This is a genomic window from Bradyrhizobium sp. USDA 3315, from assembly GCF_054056795.1.
Genome location: NZ_JBSRYP010000001.1, coordinates 6,674,080 through 6,693,134 on the forward strand (window position 1 = coordinate 6,674,080; position 19,055 = coordinate 6,693,134).

At 64.6% G+C, this 19,055-nt stretch carries 17 protein-coding genes; 15 read left to right on the forward strand and 2 right to left on the reverse strand.

The features are described 5' to 3' along the window. Positions 1-31: 31 nt before the first annotated feature. Positions 32-382: a DUF3551 domain-containing protein gene (locus ACVIYL_RS31295; protein WP_253608471.1), complete on the reverse strand. Its 351-nt coding sequence runs from the start codon at positions 380-382 to the stop codon at positions 32-34. A 237-nt stretch (positions 383-619) separates the two neighbouring features. Between ACVIYL_RS31295 and ACVIYL_RS31300 the strand changes: the two genes are divergently transcribed. The 14 genes from ACVIYL_RS31300 to fabZ all read left to right on the forward strand — a co-directional run bounded on the left by ACVIYL_RS31300 (position 620) and on the right by fabZ (position 17,760). Beyond that, complete coding sequence (locus tag ACVIYL_RS31300) at positions 620-1,354, forward strand: outer membrane protein (RefSeq protein ID WP_028333998.1); 735 nt, start codon at positions 620-622, stop codon at positions 1,352-1,354. 185 nt (positions 1,355-1,539) lie between these two features. After that, on the forward strand, positions 1,540-1,752 hold the full coding sequence (locus ACVIYL_RS31305) for a GDCCVxC domain-containing (seleno)protein (protein WP_375167083.1): 213 nt from the start codon (positions 1,540-1,542) through the stop codon (positions 1,750-1,752). A gap of 476 nt (positions 1,753-2,228) precedes the next feature. Beyond that, the gene (gene dnaE / locus ACVIYL_RS31310) at positions 2,229-5,753 is read left to right on the forward strand and encodes a DNA polymerase III subunit alpha (RefSeq protein WP_253608472.1); all 3,525 of its coding nucleotides are present in this window, start codon (positions 2,229-2,231) and stop codon (positions 5,751-5,753) included. A 217-nt stretch (positions 5,754-5,970) separates the two neighbouring features. Beyond that, the gene (locus ACVIYL_RS31315) at positions 5,971-6,963 is read left to right on the forward strand and encodes a 30S ribosomal protein S2 (protein WP_057016493.1); all 993 of its coding nucleotides are present in this window, start codon (positions 5,971-5,973) and stop codon (positions 6,961-6,963) included. Between the two features lie 127 nt (positions 6,964-7,090). Then, on the forward strand, positions 7,091-8,014 hold the full coding sequence (gene tsf, locus ACVIYL_RS31320; RefSeq protein WP_057016494.1) for a translation elongation factor Ts: 924 nt from the start codon (positions 7,091-7,093) through the stop codon (positions 8,012-8,014). Between the two features lie 71 nt (positions 8,015-8,085). Further along, complete coding sequence (pyrH, locus tag ACVIYL_RS31325) at positions 8,086-8,802, forward strand: UMP kinase (RefSeq protein ID WP_028334006.1); 717 nt, start codon at positions 8,086-8,088, stop codon at positions 8,800-8,802. A 74-nt stretch (positions 8,803-8,876) separates the two neighbouring features. Next, positions 8,877-9,440, forward strand: a complete 564-nt coding sequence (gene frr, locus ACVIYL_RS31330; protein ID WP_028334007.1) for a ribosome recycling factor — start codon at positions 8,877-8,879, stop codon at positions 9,438-9,440. Between the two features lie 21 nt (positions 9,441-9,461). Continuing rightward, complete coding sequence (locus ACVIYL_RS31335) at positions 9,462-10,220, forward strand: isoprenyl transferase (RefSeq protein ID WP_253608473.1); 759 nt, start codon at positions 9,462-9,464, stop codon at positions 10,218-10,220. After that, the gene (locus ACVIYL_RS31340) at positions 10,217-11,065 is read left to right on the forward strand and encodes a phosphatidate cytidylyltransferase (RefSeq protein WP_253608474.1); all 849 of its coding nucleotides are present in this window, start codon (positions 10,217-10,219) and stop codon (positions 11,063-11,065) included. The genes ACVIYL_RS31335 and ACVIYL_RS31340 overlap by 4 nt, the downstream gene beginning before the upstream one ends. A 4-nt stretch (positions 11,066-11,069) precedes the next feature. After that, entirely contained in the window at positions 11,070-12,296 is a 1,227-nt protein-coding gene (dxr, locus tag ACVIYL_RS31345; RefSeq protein WP_253608475.1) for a 1-deoxy-D-xylulose-5-phosphate reductoisomerase, read from the forward strand. Between the two features lie 44 nt (positions 12,297-12,340). Continuing rightward, positions 12,341-13,492, forward strand: a complete 1,152-nt coding sequence (rseP, locus tag ACVIYL_RS31350; protein ID WP_253608476.1) for an RIP metalloprotease RseP — start codon at positions 12,341-12,343, stop codon at positions 13,490-13,492. A 175-nt stretch (positions 13,493-13,667) separates the two neighbouring features. Continuing rightward, positions 13,668-16,208 (forward strand): outer membrane protein assembly factor BamA, encoded by a 2,541-nt coding sequence (bamA, locus tag ACVIYL_RS31355; RefSeq protein WP_253608477.1) that lies wholly within the window; start codon positions 13,668-13,670, stop codon positions 16,206-16,208. A gap of 32 nt (positions 16,209-16,240) precedes the next feature. Then, complete coding sequence (gene lpxD, locus ACVIYL_RS31360) at positions 16,241-17,302, forward strand: UDP-3-O-(3-hydroxymyristoyl)glucosamine N-acyltransferase (protein WP_253608478.1); 1,062 nt, start codon at positions 16,241-16,243, stop codon at positions 17,300-17,302. Continuing rightward, entirely contained in the window at positions 17,302-17,760 is a 459-nt protein-coding gene (gene fabZ, locus ACVIYL_RS31365; RefSeq protein WP_076857667.1) for a 3-hydroxyacyl-ACP dehydratase FabZ, read from the forward strand. The genes lpxD and fabZ overlap by 1 nt, the downstream gene beginning before the upstream one ends. A 12-nt stretch (positions 17,761-17,772) precedes the next feature. On the opposite strand, the gene ACVIYL_RS31370 is transcribed toward fabZ, so the two are convergent. Continuing rightward, positions 17,773-18,096 carry a KTSC domain-containing protein gene (locus ACVIYL_RS31370; RefSeq protein WP_253608479.1) on the reverse strand — a complete coding sequence of 108 codons (324 nt, stop codon included), beginning with the start codon at positions 18,094-18,096 and terminating at the stop codon, positions 17,773-17,775. A gap of 147 nt (positions 18,097-18,243) precedes the next feature. Between ACVIYL_RS31370 and lpxA the strand changes: the two genes are divergently transcribed. Next, positions 18,244-19,038 carry an acyl-ACP--UDP-N-acetylglucosamine O-acyltransferase gene (gene lpxA, locus ACVIYL_RS31375; protein ID WP_028334015.1) on the forward strand — a complete coding sequence of 265 codons (795 nt, stop codon included), beginning with the start codon at positions 18,244-18,246 and terminating at the stop codon, positions 19,036-19,038. The last annotated feature ends 17 nt before the right edge of the window (positions 19,039-19,055 follow it).

Below are 19,055 nucleotides of genomic sequence, written 5' to 3' on the forward strand. Positions count from 1 at the left end.
TTCCCGCGCCGGGGTTGCCGGACCGAGCGTATCAGTGGATGAACAGGTCGAAGAAATTGCCCTCACGGCGGTCCCGCGGGGACACGTGAAGATACGAGCGCGGGTCGTTGTCGCCGGCATAATAGGGGTTGGCGATGCAGTTCTGCCCGATGCCCGAAGCGGTGGCCAGGCACGCCTCATACGACGGATAGGAGCAGTTGCTCAGGCCGGGATAGCGGTCGCCTTGAATGCAGAACGGGTAACGCACGCCGACGGCGTGTGCGGCGCAGTCCCCAGCGTCGCAAATGCGACCACAGACGCCGCAGCAGCAAGAATCATTCGTCCGCATGTGCATTCCTTTTGCTGCGAAGATTCGACCTTGGCGACGATCCAAATCGGACAAGCCGGTTCCGGTCAACGATCTTGCGCGCAGCTGCGCACGCAGATCCGAATTGTGAAGATTGTGCGGCAACTATGTGGCAAAAGTTCCAGGAAGTGCCCGTAATACAGTATTAACTTCAAATTTGAGGGAAGTCGTTTGGCCCTGCCTGTTGCCGCGAAGTTACAGCAATTCCGCCGGGGGCTGCTATGACGGTGTCTCGCGGCCTTGGGGGCCTGTAGAAAAAGTTGGAACGGGAAAATGAAAAAGATTTTGCTTGTCACCGCCAGCATGCTCGCGCTCAGCGCGACTGCTGCTTCCGCGGCTGACCTCGCGGCTCGCCCTTACACCAAGGCTCCGCCGCCCATGGTTGCCGCTGTTTATGATTGGACTGGCTTCTACATTGGTATCAACGGTGGTTGGGGCCAGAGCCACGACAACCGTTCGGTCGACGGCTTCGGCGGCGTCGGAAGCTTCGACGCCAACGGCGGCACCGTCGGTGGCCAGATCGGCTATCGCTGGCAGGCCGGCGGCTGGGTGTTCGGTCTGGAAGCTCAGGGCAACTGGGCTGACTTCTCCGGCAGCACCGGCAACCTGGTCGTCCCGGGCGGCATCGTTCGCTCGAAGACCGATGCGTTCGGCCTGTTCACCGGTCAGATCGGCTACGCCTGGAACAACGTCCTGTTGTACGCCAAGGGCGGTGCTGCGGTCACCGATCGCAACTTCCAGTTCCTCAACGCGGCCGGCAATCTGGCGTCCGAGACCGGCTTCGACACCCGTTGGAGCCCGACGGTGGGCGTTGGCCTCGAATTCGCCTTCTCGCAGGGCTGGTCGCTCGGCGTCGAGTACAACCACATCTTCGAAGATACCCATGGCGCGACCTTCGTGACCCCGGCTGGTGTTGCCGTGACCGGCTTCCACACCGGTGGCGACACCGACATGGTCCTCGGCCGTCTGAACTACAAGTTCGGTGGCCCGGTCATCGCGAAGTACTGATCGCTCGCTTAATTCAAGCGGCATCGAAAACCCCGGGCTTCGGCCCGGGGTTTTTTGTTGGCCTGGCGGCGCCGGCCCGTCGGCCAGGAGCAGGGGACGGGCTTTGCCCGTCCGCTTCGGGATTCGGGTCGGATTTGATTGGACGAGGCCTTCCGACCGAACGGTCATCGCCGCATATTCCCGGCATGACGGACCTGCAGCTGACCTCCCAACTGACGTGCCCATCCTGCGGCCATGTCTCCATCGAGACGATGCCGACCGACGCCTGCCAGTTCTTCTACGATTGCATGGGCTGCGGCACTCGCCTGAAACCGAAAGCAGGAGATTGCTGCGTGTTTTGCTCATACGGAACGGTCCCGTGCCCGCCCAAGCAGGCGGGGGGCTGTTGTGGTAGCTAGCTCCCCGGAGCCTCAAGACACGCTCGTCATCGGATCATTGATGGCGCCGAGACGTCGGCCGGCCGGGAATTAACCACGGAGGTCACTTCTCGAACCGGGTCGCCGGCGTTGCTTGACTCCTAGAACAAAAAAGGAACAATGTTCTGCATACGTTCCAGTTCAGGGAGAGCGGCCATGTTGAAGATTTTCGTACAGGAAGCTGCAGCGCTGGCATCGATCACGCTGTTCGTCGGGATGATCGCGGTGTGGGCCCAGCTGATCACCCAATTCTGAAAATGCGCCCGCGGGGACAGGGGCATCGCCGGCGGCATGGTCTGCCCCTGGGGAAAAGCAGGAGGACTTGCCGCCACGCCGCGTTCGGCGTGGACTTGGCAGGGGTCAGGCCCCACGATGGGATTGCGAGTCGGGTCTGACACTTTCGAGTTCCGGCCCTGGCGCTCGCTCCATCCCTGACTCAAGAGATTCCGTAAGCAGCCATGCCGAATGCCGGATTCGTTCACCTTCACGTTCATTCCGCTTATTCGCTGCTGAAGGGCTCGATCAAGATCGCCAAGCTGGGCGAACTCGCGAAGGCCGACCGCCAGCCGGCGCTGGCGCTGACCGATACCGACAACATGTTCGGCGCGCTGGAATTCTCCGACAAGATGGCCGGCTACGGCATCCAGCCGATCGTCGGCTGCGAGCTGGCGGTGGATTTCGGCGACGTCGATCCGAATACGCGCAGCATCCTTGCGACGACGGGCCCGGCGCGAATCGTGCTGCTGGCGGCGCGCGAGCGCGGCTACCGCAGCCTGATGCGGCTGAACTCGCGGGCGTTCCTGGAGACGCCGGTCAACCAGACCCCGCACATCAAGTTCGATTGGCTCACCGACGACGCCGAAGACCTGATTGCGCTGACCGGCGGCCCGGACGGGCCGATCGCGCTGGCGCTCCGGGCCGAGCAGGCGGCGCTGGCGATCACCCGCTGCGAACGCCTGGCCGGCCTATTCGGCGATCGCCTCTACATCGAATTGCAGCGCCACGGCGCCGACAAGGAACGCCGCACCGAAGGCGGCCTGATCGATCTCGCCTACAGCAAGGGCCTGCCGCTGGTGGCGACCAACGAGCCGTATTTTGCCAGCAATGACGACTACGAATCGCATGACGCGCTGCTCTGCATCGCCGGCGGCCATCTGATTGCCGAGACCAACCGCGAGCAACTGACCCCGGATCACCGCTTCAAGACCCGCGCGGAAATGGCGGTGCTGTTCGCCGACATCCCGGAGGCGCTGGCCTCGACGGTGGAGATCGCCGAGCGCTGCTCGTTCCGGCCGAAGACCCGCAAGCCGATCCTGCCGTTCTTCACGGTGGGTGCCGCCGCCAGCGCCGATGCCGCCGCCGACGAGGCCGCCGAGTTGAAGCGCCAGGCCGAGGAGGGGCTCGCGAATCGCCTGCGGGTACACGGTCTCTCGCCGGGAATGACCGAAGAGGACTACAGCAAGCGGCTTGCCTTCGAGCTCGACGTCATCACCCGCATGAAATACGCGGGCTACTTCCTGATCGTCTCCGACTTCATCAAATGGGCGAAGGCGCAGGGCATTCCGGTCGGACCGGGCCGCGGCTCCGGCGCGGGCTCGCTGGTCGCCTGGGTGCTTACCATCACCGACCTCGATCCGATGCGGTTTGCGCTGCTGTTCGAGCGCTTCCTCAATCCCGAACGCGTCTCGATGCCGGACTTCGACATCGACTTCTGCCAGGACCGCCGCGGCGAGGTGATCCAGTACGTGCAGGAGCGCTACGGCCGCGACCAGGTGGCGCAGATCATCACCTTCGGTACGCTGCAGGCGCGCGGCGTGCTGCGCGACGTCGGGCGCGTGCTGCAGATGCCCTATGGGCAGGTCGACAAGCTGACCAAGCTGGTGCCGCAGAATCCCGCTGCACCCGTGACGCTGGCGCAGGCGATCGAGGGCGAGCCGAAGCTGCAGGCGTTCCGCGACGAGGATCCGGTGGTCGCGCGTGCGTTCGATATCGCGCAGCGCCTCGAAGGCCTGACGCGCCACGCTTCGACCCACGCCGCCGGTATCGTGATCGGCGACCGGCCGCTGAGCGAGCTGGTGCCGCTCTACCGCGATCCGAAATCCGACATGCCAGTCACCCAGTTCAACATGAAATGGGTCGAGCCGGCGGGCCTCGTGAAATTCGACTTCCTCGGCCTGAAGACGCTGACCGTGCTCGACGTCGCGGTGAAGCTGCTCAAGCAGCGCAACGTTCATGTCGATCTCGCGACGCTCCCGATCGACGATGCGCCAAGCTATCAGATGCTGGCGCGGGGCGATGTCGTCGGCGTGTTCCAGGTGGAAAGCCAGGGCATGCGGCGCGCGCTGATCGACATGCGGCCGGACCGCTTCGAGGACATCATCGCGCTGGTGGCGCTGTATCGCCCGGGCCCGATGGCGAACATCCCGACCTATTGCGCGCGCAAGCACGGCGACGAGGAATCGGAATATCTGCATCCGATCCTGGAGCCGATTCTGAAGGAGACCTTCGGCGTCATCATCTATCAGGAACAGGTGATGCAGATCGCGCAGCAGATGGCTGGCTACTCGCTCGGCCAGGCCGACCTGCTGCGCCGCGCGATGGGCAAGAAGATCCGCGCCGAGATGGACAAGCAGCGCGACATCTTCGTCGACGGTGCGATGAAGAACGGCGTGGCGAAGGGCCAGGCCGAGACGATCTTCGAGCTGCTCGCCAAGTTCGCCGACTACGGCTTCAACAAGAGCCACGCGGCGGCCTATGCGCTGGTGTCGTACCACACCGCCTATATGAAGGCGCATTACCCGGTCGAGTTCCTCGCGGCGTCGATGACGCTCGAACTCAACAACACCGACAAGCTGTCCGAATTCCGTTCCGAGGCGCAGCGGCTCGGCATCAAGGTCGAGGCGCCCAACATCAATCGCTCCGGCGCGACCTTTGAGGTCAGCGACAACACGATCTACTACGCGCTCGCGGCGCTGAAGGGCGTCGGCATCCAGGCGGTCGAGCAGATCATCGAGGAGCGCAACAAGAAGGGCGCCTTCACCTCGCTCGCCGATTTCGCCGCGCGGGTGAGCCCGCGCGCCGTCAACAAGCGGATCATCGAGAGCCTTGCGGCGGCCGGCGCCTTCGACACGCTGGAGCCGAACCGCGCGCGCGTCTTCGCCGGCGCCGATGCGATCCTCGCCGCCTGCCAGCGCAGCCATGAGGCGGCGACCTCGGGTCAGAACGACATGTTCGGCGGCGCGGCGGATGCGCCGAGCATTATGCTGCCGCAGATCGAGCCGTGGCTGCCCGCGGACCGGCTGCGGCGCGAATACGACGCCATCGGCTTCTTCCTGTCGGGCCATCCGCTCGACGACTACGCGACCGCGCTGAAGCGGCTGCGCGTGCAGTCCTGGGCGGAATTCTCGCGCGCGGTGAAGACCGGCGCCACGGCGGGCAAGGTCGCGGCAACCGTGGTGTCGCGCATGGAGCGGCGCACCAAGACCGGCAACAAGATGGGCATCATGGGCCTGTCGGACCCGACCGGCCATTTCGAAGCGGTGCTGTTCTCGGAGGGCCTTGCGCAATACCGCGACGTGCTCGAGCCGGGCGCGGCCGTGCTGTTGCAGCTCGGCGCCGAATTGCAGGGCGAGGACGTGCGGGCGAGGGTGCTGCACGCCGAGCCGCTGGATCACGCCGCGGCCAAGACGCAGAAGGGCCTGCGGATATTCGTGCGCGACACCAAGCCGCTGGAGTCGATCGCCCGCCGGCTCAACATGCCGGAAGCCGCGCCCGCCCCGGGCGGCGCCGCAAAGGCACCGGCCGTGAAGCCGGCCGCCGCGCCGCCACCGGCGGCGGGGGCCGATGGCGACGTCTCGCTGGTGATGATGCTGGACCTCGAGACCGAGGTGGAGATGAAGTTGCCCGGCCGCTACAAGGTCTCGCCGCAGATAGCCGGCGCGATCAAGGCGGTGGCGGGCGTGGTCGACGTGCAGACGCTGTAAAGGGGGCCTCCGGGCCGCCAAACAGGGCCGTTTCGGCACGATTTTGGGCCGTCCGGCCGGTGCAACCGGCCGTATTTCCTTGCTTCTGGCGCAAATCGCGCTATACAGCGCGCCATCTCACACGGAAACATGGCTCAAAAGGCCGTCCGGTGGCAGCCGGGCCATAAGGCGCGTCTGCTCACACGTTTCCGGAGGAACCAACCGGAGAATTATCACTATGTCGCTACCCGATTTTTCTATGCGTCAGTTGCTTGAAGCTGGCGTTCACTTTGGCCACCAGGCCCACCGCTGGAATCCGAAGATGCAGGATTACATCTTCGGCGCCCGCAACAACATCCACATCATCGACCTCGCGCAGACCGTGCCGATGCTGCACCGTGCCCTGCAGGCGGTCAGCGATACCGTCGCCAAGGGCGGCCGCATCCTGTTCGTCGGCACCAAGCGCTCGGCCCAGGACGGCGTTGCCGACGCTGCCAAGCGTTCGGCGCAGTACTTCGTCAACTCGCGCTGGCTCGGCGGCACGCTGACCAACTGGAAGACGATCTCGGCCTCGATCAAGCGCCTGCGTCATCTCGACGACGTGCTGTCGTCGGGCGAAGCCAACTCCTACACCAAGAAGGAGCGGCTGACGCTGCAGCGCGAGCGCGACAAGCTCGACCGTTCGCTCGGCGGCATCAAGGACATGGGCGGTCTTCCCGACATGATCTTCGTGATCGACACCAACAAGGAAGACATCGCGATCCAGGAAGCCCAGCGGCTCAACATCCCGGTCGCGGCGATCGTCGACACCAATTCGGACCCGAAGGGCATCACCTATGTGGTGCCGGGCAATGACGACGCCGGCCGCGCGATCTCGCTGTATTGCGATCTCGTGGCGCGCGCCGCCATCGACGGCATCTCGCGCGCTCAGGGCGATTCCGGAATCGACATCGGCGCGTCGGCGACGCCCGTGCAGGAAGACCTTCCGGCGGCTGCGCCGTCCGGCTTCCAGGGCCTCGCCGGCCCGCGCGGCACCGCCGACAACCTCAAGAAGCTCACCGGCGTGTCCGGTGCGATCGAGAAGAAGCTCAACGACCTCGGCATCTTCCACTACTGGCAGCTCGCCGAGCTCGACCACGACACCGCGCACAAGATCGGCGAAGAAGTCGGTCTGCCGAGCCGTGCCGACGCCTGGGTCGCCCAGGCCAAGACGCTCGCCGAAGCGGAATAAAGGCTACGCGGCGTGGCCGGGTCTCGCCCGGCCGCCGCTTCTATTCCACGAACAACGATCTCCCTGTCGCAGATAGCGGCGCCATCGGGCGCCGCGGTTTCTGTACAGGCAAGAAGGACATTGAACGATGGCAACGATCACAGCAGCGATGGTCAAGGAGCTCCGCGAGTCGACTGGCGCGGGCATGATGGATTGCAAGGCGGCGCTGACCGAGAACAACGGCGACATGCAGGAAGCGCAGGATTGGCTGCGCAAGAAGGGCCTCTCCAAGGCCGCCAAGAAGGCCGGCCGCGTCGCGGCCGAGGGCCTGATCGGCGCGCTGACTTCCGGCACCAAGGGCGTGCTGGTCGAGGTCAACTCGGAGACCGACTTCGTTGCGCGCAATGAGCAGTTCCAGGGCCTGGTCAAGATGATCGCCCAGGTCGCGCTGCACAACGGCGCTGACGTCGAGAAGATCAAGGCGGCCAAGGTCGGCGACGTCACCGTCGAGACCGCGATCTCCGACGCGATCGCGACCATCGGCGAGAACATGACGCTGCGCCGCGCCGCCTCGCTCGAGGTGAGCAAGGGCGTGGTGTCGAGCTATGTCCATAACGCGGTCGTCGAGGGCGCCGGCAAGATCGGCGTGATCGTGGCGCTGGAGTCCGCCGGCAAGACCGACGAGCTCGCGGTGCTCGGCCGCCAGCTCGCCATGCACGTCGCGGCGGCGAAGCCGCTGGCGCTCGACCCGGCCGGGCTCGATCCGGAGACCGTCAAGCGCGAGAAGGACGTGCTGGCCGACAAGTACCGCCAGCAGGGCAAGCCGGAGAACGTCATCGAGAAGATCGTCGATTCCGGCCTGAAGACCTACTACAAGGAGGTCTGCCTGCTCGATCAGGCCTTCATCCACGATAGCGGCAAGTCGGTTGCCCAGGCGGTGAAGGAAGCTGAGGGTAAGGTCGGCGGGCCAATCAAAATCGCTGGCTTTGTGAACTATGCTCTCGGTGAGGGAATCGAGAAGCAGGAAAGTGACTTCGCCGCCGAAGTCGCGGCCGCCAGCGGCAAGAAGTAACCGCTGACACCAGGGCGTCCGGCGCTCTGCGCCGGAGGCCTGCCTGCGCGGGATAAGAAAGCGATCGCATCATGGCTGAGCCGATCTATCGTCGCGTGGTGATCAAGCTGTCCGGCGAATATCTGGCCGGCTCTCACGGGTTCGGTATCGATCAACCGACGGTCGATCGCATCGCCGACGACCTGATCGCGGCCCGCAAGCTCGGTATCGAGGTCGCCGTTGTGATCGGCGGCGGCAACATCGTCCGTGGCGTCGAGGTGTCCTCGCGCGGCGTCTCCCGGCCGACCGGCGACACCATGGGCATGCTTGCCACCATGATGAACTGCCTCGCGCTGGAGGCGGCGATCGAGCGCAAGGGAACCCCGGCGCGGACCTTGTCGGCATTCGTGATGCCGGAGATTTCCGAGCTGTTCACCCGTAGTGCAACGCACAAATATCTCGCCGAGGGACGCATCGTCCTGCTCGGCGGTGGAACCGGCAACCCGTTCTTCACGACCGACACCACCGCCGTGCTCCGCGCGGCCGAAATCGGTGCGCAGGCGGTGCTGAAGGCCACCAATGTCGACGGCGTCTACAGCGCCGATCCGAAGAAGGACCCCAAAGCCAAGCGCTTCGACCGCCTAACCCATTCGCAGGCGATCGAGGGCGGCTACAAGGTCATGGACGCGACCGCTTTCGCACTTGCCCGCGAGACGTCGCTGCCTATCATCGTGTTCTCTATCGCGGAGCCCGGTTCGATCGGTGCGATTCTGCGCGGTACCGGACACGGCACCGTCGTCGCCGGCTGATTGCCGCGCCTCCGGGTCCAGATTTTGGACCCGAGGGCGTCGACAGCCGGTTTCTTGTGAAAGGGAGAAACGTCATGGCCGCAGCTGGTTTTGACATCAACGACGTGAAGCGCCGCATGCAGGGCGCCACGCAATCGCTCAAGCACGAGCTCGGCGGCCTGCGCACCGGCCGTGCCGCGGCCTCTATGTTGGAGCCGGTCCAGGTCGAGGCTTACGGCTCGCATATGCCGCTCAACCAGGTTGCCACCATCAGCGTGCCCGAGCCGCGCCTGCTCTCGGTGCAGGTCTGGGACAAGACGATGGTCAAGGCCGTGGAGAAGGCAATCGTCGACTCCAACCTCGGCCTGTCGCCGGCGACCGAAGGGCAGGTGCTGCGCTTGCGGATTCCCGAACTCAACGAGGAGCGCCGCAAGGAGCTCGTCAAGGTCGCGCACAAATATGCGGAAGCGGCCAAGGTCGCGGTACGCCACGTGCGCCGCGACGGCCTCGACGTGATCAAGAAGCTCGAGAAGAATCACGAGATCTCCGAGGACGATCAGGAGCGCCTGTCGAACGAGGTCCAGAAGGCGACCGACGGCGTGATCGCCGAAGTCGATCAGCTGCTTGCCGCCAAGGAAAAGGAAATCCTGACGGTCTGAAGGCGCTACGGGAACGAGCCGATGTCGAACGCCGCCGCCCCAGCAACTGACGGACCGGATCGCTCCGGCAGTCCGTTGCATGTGGCCATCATCATGGACGGCAACGGGCGCTGGGCCGCTTCGCGCGGCCTGCCGCGCGTCGAGGGCCATCGCCGCGGCGTCGAAGCGCTGCGCCGCGTGGTGCGCGCGGCCCATGAACTCGGCATCGTCTATCTCACCATTTTTTCTTTCAGCTCGGAAAACTGGTCGCGGCCCGCGAGCGAGATTGGCGATCTGTTCGGCCTGTTGCGCCGCTTCATCCGCAACGATCTGGCGACGCTGCATCGTGACGGGGTGCGGGTGCGCGTGATCGGCGAGCGTGACGGGCTTGACGCCGACATCTGCGCGCTGCTCAACGAGGCAGAGGAGCTGACGAAGAACAACGTCAAGCTCAACCTTGTGGTCGCCTTCAACTATGGTTCGCGGGCGGAGATCGCCGCCGCGGCGAGGCGCCTCGCGCGCGAGGTTGCCGAAGGCAGGCGCGACGCCAACTCCATCGATGCCGACACGCTCGGGCAATATCTCGATGCGCCCGACATTCCGGATCCGGATCTGATTATCCGCACCAGTGGCGAGCAGCGTCTGTCCAACTTCCTGATGTGGCAGGCCGCCTATAGCGAACTCGTGTTCGTGCCGATTCACTGGCCGGATTTCGACAAGGCGGCGCTCGAAGGCGCGATTGCGGAATACGGCAAGCGCGAGCGCCGGTTCGGCGGGCTCGCTGCGAAAACCGGATCGTGACCGAGGACGAAGCCGCGCCGGCGGCCGCAAGCGAGCAGGGTTCGCGCAATCTCGTGATGCGCGTGGCCGCTGCGCTGGTGCTGGCGCCGGTTGCGATTGCACTGGCCTATATGGGCGGCGTCGCCTGGTCGCTCCTCGTGACATTGGCGGCGGCCGGATTGTTCGCGGAATGGCTTGGTGTCACCGGACTCGGACGCGGACTCCGTGTCGTGGTGCCCGGCGTGGTCGCGTTGCTGCTCGCCGGACTATGCCTGATGGCCCGCCGTATCGATGCGGCCCTGATCGTGCTCGCCGTCGGTGCGGTTGTTGTGGCGCTGACGTCCGGCGCGCTGCGCAACTGGGCCATTGCGGGATTACTCTATGCGGCAGGGGCCGAGGTCGCATCGGTCCTGCTGCGCCTCGACACGGCGAAGGGCTTTGCCGCGCTGATGTTCGTGTTGCTGATCGTGTGGGTCACCGATATCGGCGGCTATTTCGCGGGCCGCAGCATCGGCGGGCCGAAGCTCTGGGTGCGGGTCAGCCCGAAGAAGACATGGGCGGGCGCGGTTGGCGGCTTCGTGGCGAGCCTGCTGGTCGCTGCCGGCTTTGCCGCCCTTGAGATCGGCTCGACCGGTCCGCTCTTGATGCTCGGCGCCGTGTTGTCGGTGGTCTCGCAACTTGGCGATCTCTTCGAATCCGCGGTGAAGCGGCGGTTCGGCGTGAAGGATTCGAGTCACATCATTCCCGGTCACGGCGGCCTCCTGGACCGCCTGGACGGATTTGTCGCGGCCGTCATTGTGGCGGCGATTTTCGGCTTTCTCCGTGGTGGCGCCGATGGCGTCGGGCGCGGTCTTATGGTTTGGTGATGAGATGAGCGCAGTTCCGTTGCGTAACAACAAGGCCGCGGCGGCATCCGCCGCGCGCACCGTAACCGTCCTCGGTGCCACCGGCTCGATCGGCGACAGCACTATGGACCTGCTGCGTGGCGCGCGCGACCGCTACCGGGTCGAGGCGCTGACCGCGAACAGCAATGTCGAGGGCCTCGCCAAACTGGCCAAGGAATTCGGCGCGCGGTTCGCAGCCATTGCCGATCCGGCGAAGCTTTCGGAACTGAAGGACGCGCTGGCCGGAACCCGGACCGAATGCGGGGCCGGGGAGAGCGCGATTATCGAAGCGGCCGCGCGGCCGGCCGATTGGGTGATGGCGGCGGTCAGCGGCGCGGCCGGGCTGAAGCCCGCGCTTGCCGCGGTCGATCGTGGCGCCACCGTCGCGCTGGCCAACAAGGAATGTTTGGTCTGCGCCGGCGATATCTTCATGGAGCGGGCCAGGAAGGCCGGCGCCTGCATCCTGCCGGCGGACTCCGAGCACAATGCGCTATTCCAGGCGCTGGCTTCCGGCAACCGCGAGGAACTGACGCGGGTGATCATCACCGCGTCCGGCGGGCCGTTCCGCACCTGGGCGCCCGCCGACATCGAGCAGGCGACGCTGGAACAGGCTCTGAAGCATCCCAATTGGAGCATGGGGCAGAAGATCACGATCGATTCCGCCTCGATGATGAACAAGGGTCTCGAGGTGATCGAGGCGTCCTATCTGTTCGCTTTGACGCCCGACGAAATCGACGTGCTGGTGCACCCGCAGTCGATCATCCACGGCATGGTCGAGTTCTCCGATCGCTCAGTGGTCGCCCAACTCGGCACGCCCGATATGCGGATCCCGATCGCGCATTGCCTCGGCTGGCCCGACCGCGTCGTCGGCCCGTCCGCCAAGCTCGACCTCGCCAAGATCGGACAGCTCACCTTTGAGGCGCCGGATTTTGAGCGCTTCCCGGGGCTGCGGCTGGCCTACGAGGCGTTGCGGATGGGGCACGGCGCGACGACGGTCTACAACGCTGCGAACGAGATCGCGGTCGCCGCGTTTATCGCCGGCAAGATCAAGTTCGGCGCGATCGCCCGGCTGGTCGAGGCGACGATGAACGATTGGATCAAGTCAGGGAATCAGCCACCACTGCACTCGGCGGATGATGCGATTTCCGTTGACCATATCGCGCGAAATAAAGCTGCCGCCCTATTGCCTCAAATTGCCTTAAAGGCAACCTAGAGGGTTGGGGACGGAGCCTTTGGCTCTTGTCGAGGGAAAATCGAATGCCCGAGTATTTTATTCATAGTATCAATGCGTTGAGTCATGGGCTTCTCGGTACCATCGTTCCCTTCCTCTTTGTCCTGACCATTGTCGTCTTCTTCCATGAGCTCGGCCACTTCCTGGTCGCGCGCTGGGCCGGCGTGAAGGTGTTGACGTTCTCGCTGGGCTTCGGGCCGGAGCTCGCCGGCTTCAACGACCGGCATGGCACGCGCTGGAAGATCTCGGCGATTCCGCTCGGCGGTTACGTCAAATTCTTCGGCGACGAGAGCGAGGCTTCGACGCCGTCCACCGAGGCGTTCGCCGCCATGACGGCGGAAGAGCGTGAAGGCAGCTTCCATCACAAATCGGTCGGAAAGCGCACCGCCATCGTTGCGGCCGGCCCGGTGGCGAACTTCATTCTCGGCGCCCTGATTTTCGCGGGCATGGCGCTCTACTACGGCAAGCCGAGCACGATTGCCCGGGTCGACGGCCTGGTGGCCGAAAGCGTCGCCGCGAACGCCGGCTTCAAGGTCGGCGATGTCGTCGTGGATATCGACGGCAGCGCGATCCAGAGCTTCGCCGACATGCAGCGGATTGTAGCTTCGAATGCTGGTTCAGAGCTTGGATTCAAGGTGAAGCGCGATGGTGCGATTGTCGCGCTCAAGGCGACGCCGGCGCTCCGGGAGGTCAAGGACCCCTTCGGCAATGCCCACCGAATCGGCGTGCTCGGAATTGAGCACAAGGCTCAGGTCGGCGAAGCGACCAGCGCCTCGGTCGGCGTGCTGGAGGCCCTCAAGATCGGCGTCGAGCAGGTTTGGTACATCATTTCCAGCACGTTCAAGTTCCTGGGCTCGCTGTTCGTTGGAACCGGCAATCCGGCCGAGGTGAGCGGCGTCATTGGAATCGCGAAGCTGTCGGGGCAGGCCGCGAGCGCCGGGTTCCAGTTCGTGATCAATCTTTGCGCCATCCTGTCGGTCTCGATCGGCCTGCTGAACCTGTTTCCGATCCCGCTTTTGGATGGCGGACACCTGCTTTTCTACAGCGCGGAGGCGCTGCGGGGACGCCCGCTGTCGGAGCGGACTCAGGAGGTGGGTTTCCGAATCGGGCTGGGTCTGGTCCTGATGTTGATGGTGTTTGCGACGTATAACGACATCCTCAGGATCGCCGGGTCCTGAAACAGGCTTTTTTGTGGCGTTGCCAATGGGCAACGTCTTGGAACGAAAATGGAAATGTTCGGCTCTAGTAAGTTTGCCCCCTTGGCAAATTTGGTTACAAGCTGAGCGGCAGGTTGGGAATCTGTCGGTTCGTTGGGGAACGATCTGGCATCGTTAAGATAAGGGCGCATTGCGCATGATGTTTGGAATGCGAGTGAGGGGGGGGCTGTTCGCCGCCTTGGTCATGTTCGCCGCGCCGGTGGTTGCCACCTTGGCGACCGTAGCTGTGTCTGTGCCTGCGTCGGCGCAGACCGTCGATTCGATCACGGTGGAGGGGAACCGCCGTGTCGAGCTTGAAACCATCCGCTCCTACTTCCATCCCGGACCGGGCGGTCGGTTGGCCCAGGCCCAGATCGACGACGGTCTGAAGGCGCTGATCGAGACCGGCCTGTTTCAGGACGTCCATATCGACCAGCGGGGCGGGCGCCTCGTCGTGGTCGTGGTCGAGAACCCGGTGATCGGCCGCGTTGCCTTCGAGGGCAACAAGAAGATCAAGGACGAGCAGCTCACCGCTGAAGTTCAGTCCAAGCCGCGCGGCACGTTCTCGCGCCCGATGGTCCAGTCGGACGCCCTGCGCATCGCCGAAATCTACCGTCGGTCCGGCCGCTATGACGTGCGGGTCAATCCGCAGATCATCGAGCAGCCGAACAACCGCGTCGACCTGATCTTCGAGGTCAATGAAGGCGTGAAGACCGGCGTCCGGTCGATCGAGTTCATCGGCAACAGCGCCTATTCGGCGTCCCGCCTGCGCGACGTCATCAAGACCCGCGAATCGAACATCCTGAGCTTCCTCGGCGGCAACGACGTCTACGATCCCGACCGGGTCGAGGCCGATCGCGACCTGCTGCGTCGCTTCTATCTCAAGAACGGCTATGCCGACGTCCAGGTCGTGGCCGCGCTGACCGAATACGATCCCGAGAAGAAGGGCTTCCTGGTTACCTTCAAGATCGAGGAAGGCCAGCAGTACCGCGTCGCGTCGGTCAACTATACGTCGTCGATCGCAACGCTCGACCCGAACGCGCTGCGCACCTACTCGCGCGTCAATGTCGGCTCGCTCTACAACGCCGAGGCGCTGGAGAAGTCGGTCGAGGAGATGCAGATCGAGGCATCGCGCCGCGGTTACGCCTTCGCGGTGGTCCGGCCGCGCGGCGATCGCAACTTCGACAATCACACGGTGTCGATCACCTTCGCGATCGACGAAGGTCCGCGCACCTATATCGAGCGCATCAACATCCGCGGCAACAGCCGTACCCGCGACTACGTGATCCGCCGCGAGTTCGATATCTCGGAAGGCGACGCCTACAACCGTGCGCTGGTCGACCGTGCCGAGCGCCGGCTGAAGAACCTCGACTTCTTCAAGACGGTGAAGATCACCACCGAGCCGGGCTCCTCCAGCGATCGCGTCATCCTGATCGTCGATCTCGAGGAGAAATCGACCGGCGACTTCTCGGTGTCGGGCGGCTACTCGACCACCGACGGCGCGCTGGCCGAAGTCAGCGTCTCCGAGCGCAACCTGCTCGGCCGCGGCCTGTACGCGAAGGCGTCGGTGACCTACGGCCAGTATGCCCGCGGCTACTCGCTGTCGTTCGTCGAGCCCTATCTGCTCGACTACCGCGTCGCGCTCGGCCTCGACCTGTATCAGCGCCAGCAGCTGTCCAACAGCTACATCGCCTACGGCACCAAGACGCTGGGCTTCAGCCCGCGGCTCGGCTTCAGCCTGCGGGAAGATCTGTCGCTGCAGCTGCGCTACTCGATCTACCAGCAGGAAATCACCCTGCCGTCGACGCTGAACAACTGTAACAACGTGCCGACCCTGCCGGATGGAACGCCCAACCCCGCGTTCAATCCGAGCCCGGCCTATGCGAACCTGAACGGGATCAGCCTGGTGTCGACCAATGGTCTCGGCTGCTTCTTTGACGGCGAAGCCTCGCTGCCGGTCCGCAAGGAGCTGGCGGGCGGCAAGACCCTCACATCGGCGCTGGGTTACACGCTCAACTACAACACGCTCGACAACAACAAGAACCCGACCGACGGTCTGATCGTCGACTTCAAGCAGGACTTCGCCGGTGTTGGCGGTGACGTCAGCTACATCAAGACCGCGATCGACGCGAAGTACTACACCCCGCTGGTCTCCGACATCGTCGGCGTGATCCACGCGCAGGGCGGCATCCTGAACAAGCTCGGGACGTCGGATCTGCGCATGCTCGATCACTTCCAGATGGGCCCGAACCTGGTCCGCGGCTTTGCGCCGAACGGTATCGGTCCGCGTGACATCAACCCGTACGGCACCATGGACGCCATCGGCGGCACCAAGTACTGGGGCGTGTCGGCGGAACTGCAGATGCCGTTCTGGTTCCTGCCGAAGGAAGTCGGGCTCAAGGGCGCGGTCTATGCCGACGCCGGCGGCCTGTACGACTACCAGGGCCCGACCTCGTGGGCGGCGACCGGCGAAGTCAACGTGCCTGGCTGTATCAGGCCGACGAACAATCCGCCGTCTCCGGGTACGTGCCTTGGCCTGAGCTACGACGACAGCAAGGTTGTCCGTACCTCGGTCGGTGTCGGCCTGATCTGGCAGTCACCGTTCGGCCCGCTGCGCTTCGACTACGCGGTGCCGCTGACCAAGGGTGCGTTTGACCGCACGCAAGAATTCCGGTTTGGCGGCGGTACGACGTTCTAAGACCGATTGCCAACCGGACTGCGACGGATGGAATGGCGCAGCCGATCTTCTACAAGAGTCCTCCTTCGTCATCGCTGGCCGAAATAGCCGCGCTGACGAAGGCGCAACTGGTCGACCCCGAAAGGGGCGCGCTTCAGATCAGGGGGCTGGCCTCGCTCGACGAGGCCGGTCCGATGCATCTCGCCTTTTTCGACAATCTGAAATACGCCGACCAGCTTGCCGCGACCAAGGCCGGGGCGTGTCTGGTCAGCCCGCGCTTCGAGGCGCAGGTGCCGAAGGGCACTGCCGTGCTGCGGGCGGCGAAGCCGTTCCAGGCGTTCGTCGAGCTCGCCCGGCAATGGCACGCCGATGCCCTGCGGCCGCAATCCTGGTTCGACACCGAGGGCATCGCGCCGTCGGCGATCATCGATCCCACCGCGCGCCTCGAGGACGGCGTCATCGTCGATCCGCTGGTCGTGATCGGCCCGCGGGTGGAGATCGGCTCGGGCACCATCATCGGCGCCGGCGCGGTGATCGGGGCCGACGTCAAGATCGGCCGCGACTGCAATGTCGGCGCCAAGACCACCATTCAGTTCGCGCTGATCGGCAACAACGTCCTGATCCATCCCGGCTGCAATATCGGCCAGGACGGCTACGGCTTCATCTTCTTCGGGCCGGCCGGCCATGTGAAGGTGCCGCAGACCGGCCGCGTGGTGATCCAGAACAATGTCGAGGTCGGCGCCGCCTCGACCATCGACCGCGGTTCCCTGCGCGACACCGTGATCGGCGAGGGCACCAAAATCGACAATCAGGTCCAGATCGGCCACAATGTGACGATCGGCCGGCACTGCCTGCTGGCGGCCCAGATCGGGCTCGCCGGCAGCCTGACCATCGGCGACAATGTCGCGCTCGGCGCCAAGGTGGGCATCAACAACCACCTCAAGATCGGCGACGGCGCCCAGGTGACGGCAATGAGCGCGGTCAAGGACGACATCCCGGCCAACGGTCGGTGGGGCGGGCATTTCGCCAAGCCGACCAAGCAGTGGTTCAGGGAAATTATCGCAGTGGAGCGTCTGGTGCGCGACAACGAAGCCAAAGGTGAGGGGCAGGAGTGATGGAGGAGGCACCGGTCAAATTCGAGCTGGTGGATATCAACGATATCCTGAAGACGCTTCCGCATCGCTTTCCGATGTTGCTGATCGACCGGGTGATCAATATCCGCACCGACTACAGCGGCATCGGCATCAAGAACGTCACCTTCAACGAGCCGCCGTTCCAGGGCCACTTCCCGGACCGCCCGGTCTACCCCGGCGTGATGATGATCGAGGCGATGGCCCAGACCGCCGGCGTCATCGGCATCAAGTCGGTCGAGGGCACCGAGAAGCCGCGCGCGGTGTATTTCCTCACCATCGACAAGTGCAAGTTCAGGAAGCCGGTGATGCCCGGCGACACCATCGAGTATCACATGCGCTCGCTCGGCCGGCGCAAGACGATGTGGTGGTTTCACGGCGATGCCAAGGTCAACGGCCAGGTCGTCGCCGAGGCCGATGTCGGTGCGATGCTGACGGATTAGTCCGCGCCGGGCTCACGACGTTGTGCAGGTGTAGCGGCCGTCCGCGCCCGCGATCCGCAGGACGCGATTGAGGAAGATGCCCATCGACGGTGCGTTCATCAGCGCGTCGTAGGTTTCGGCAGGGACGCCGCAATAGTGCTGGTAGCTGCCTCTGACCGCGACCAGCAGCGCGCGTTGATCCGTGCTGTAGCAGACCCGCTGGACGATCGTGCTCCGGTTGATGTCGTGGCATTCGAAGCTCGAGAGATCGACCGCCGTGCTGTTGCCGAGATCGACCGTCTCCGGGCCGACTGGCGCAGAGAGCAGGCTGAGGATCAGCGCGGCGGCCCGGACCATGGATCGGTTGCGACCTTCTCTTGCAACAGGCCGTCATCATACGTCACTGGACAGGGCAGGCAAAGTCGCGCTAACGACCGCCCAAATCGACAGCCTGGCGCCTCGATAGCACCTTGGCGCCATTAACGAATTCCGGACCGAAACTTCATGAGCATGATCGACCCGACTGCGCGGATTGCCGATGGCGCTGTGATCGGGGCCGGCACCGAGATCGGTCCGTACTGCATCGTCGGCCCCAATGTCGTGCTCGGCGAGAACTGCAAGCTGATCGCGCATGTCACGATCAGCGGGCATACCAGGATCGGCGCCGGCTGCATCATCTCGCCGTTCGCAGCGCTCGGCGGGCCGCCGCAGGATCTCAGCTATCGCGGCGAGCCGACCCGCCTCGAAGTCGGCGAAGCCTGCACCATCCGCGAGGGCGTGACGATGAATGTCGGCACGGTCAAGGGCGGTGGGCTCACCCGCGTCGGCGATCGCGGCTTCTTCATGAACAACAGCCATGTCGGCCATGACTGCATGGTCGGCAATGGCGTGATCTTCGCGACGTCGGCGACGCTCGGCGGCCACTGCGAGATCGGCGACTTCGTCTATATCGGCGGGCTGTCGGCTGTGCACCAGTTCACCCGCGTCGGCTCGCAGGTGATGATCGGCGGCGTCTGCGGCGTGCGTGGCGACATCATCCCGTTCGGCCTCGCCAACGGTCAGTACGCGGTTCTCGAAGGACTCAACATCATCGGCATGCGGCGCCGCCAGTTCACCAAGGCGCGGCTGGCGACGGTGCGCGCGTTCTATCAAAAGCTGTTCCACGGTCCCGGCATCTTCGCCGAGCGGCTGGCCTCGGTGCAGCCGCTGGCGGGCGAGGATCCCGCGATTGCGGAAATCCTGGCCTTCATCGAGGGCGGCAAGCTGCGCCCGCTCTGCCTTCCCGCCGATACCAATTGAGCAGGGGATGGCCGCCA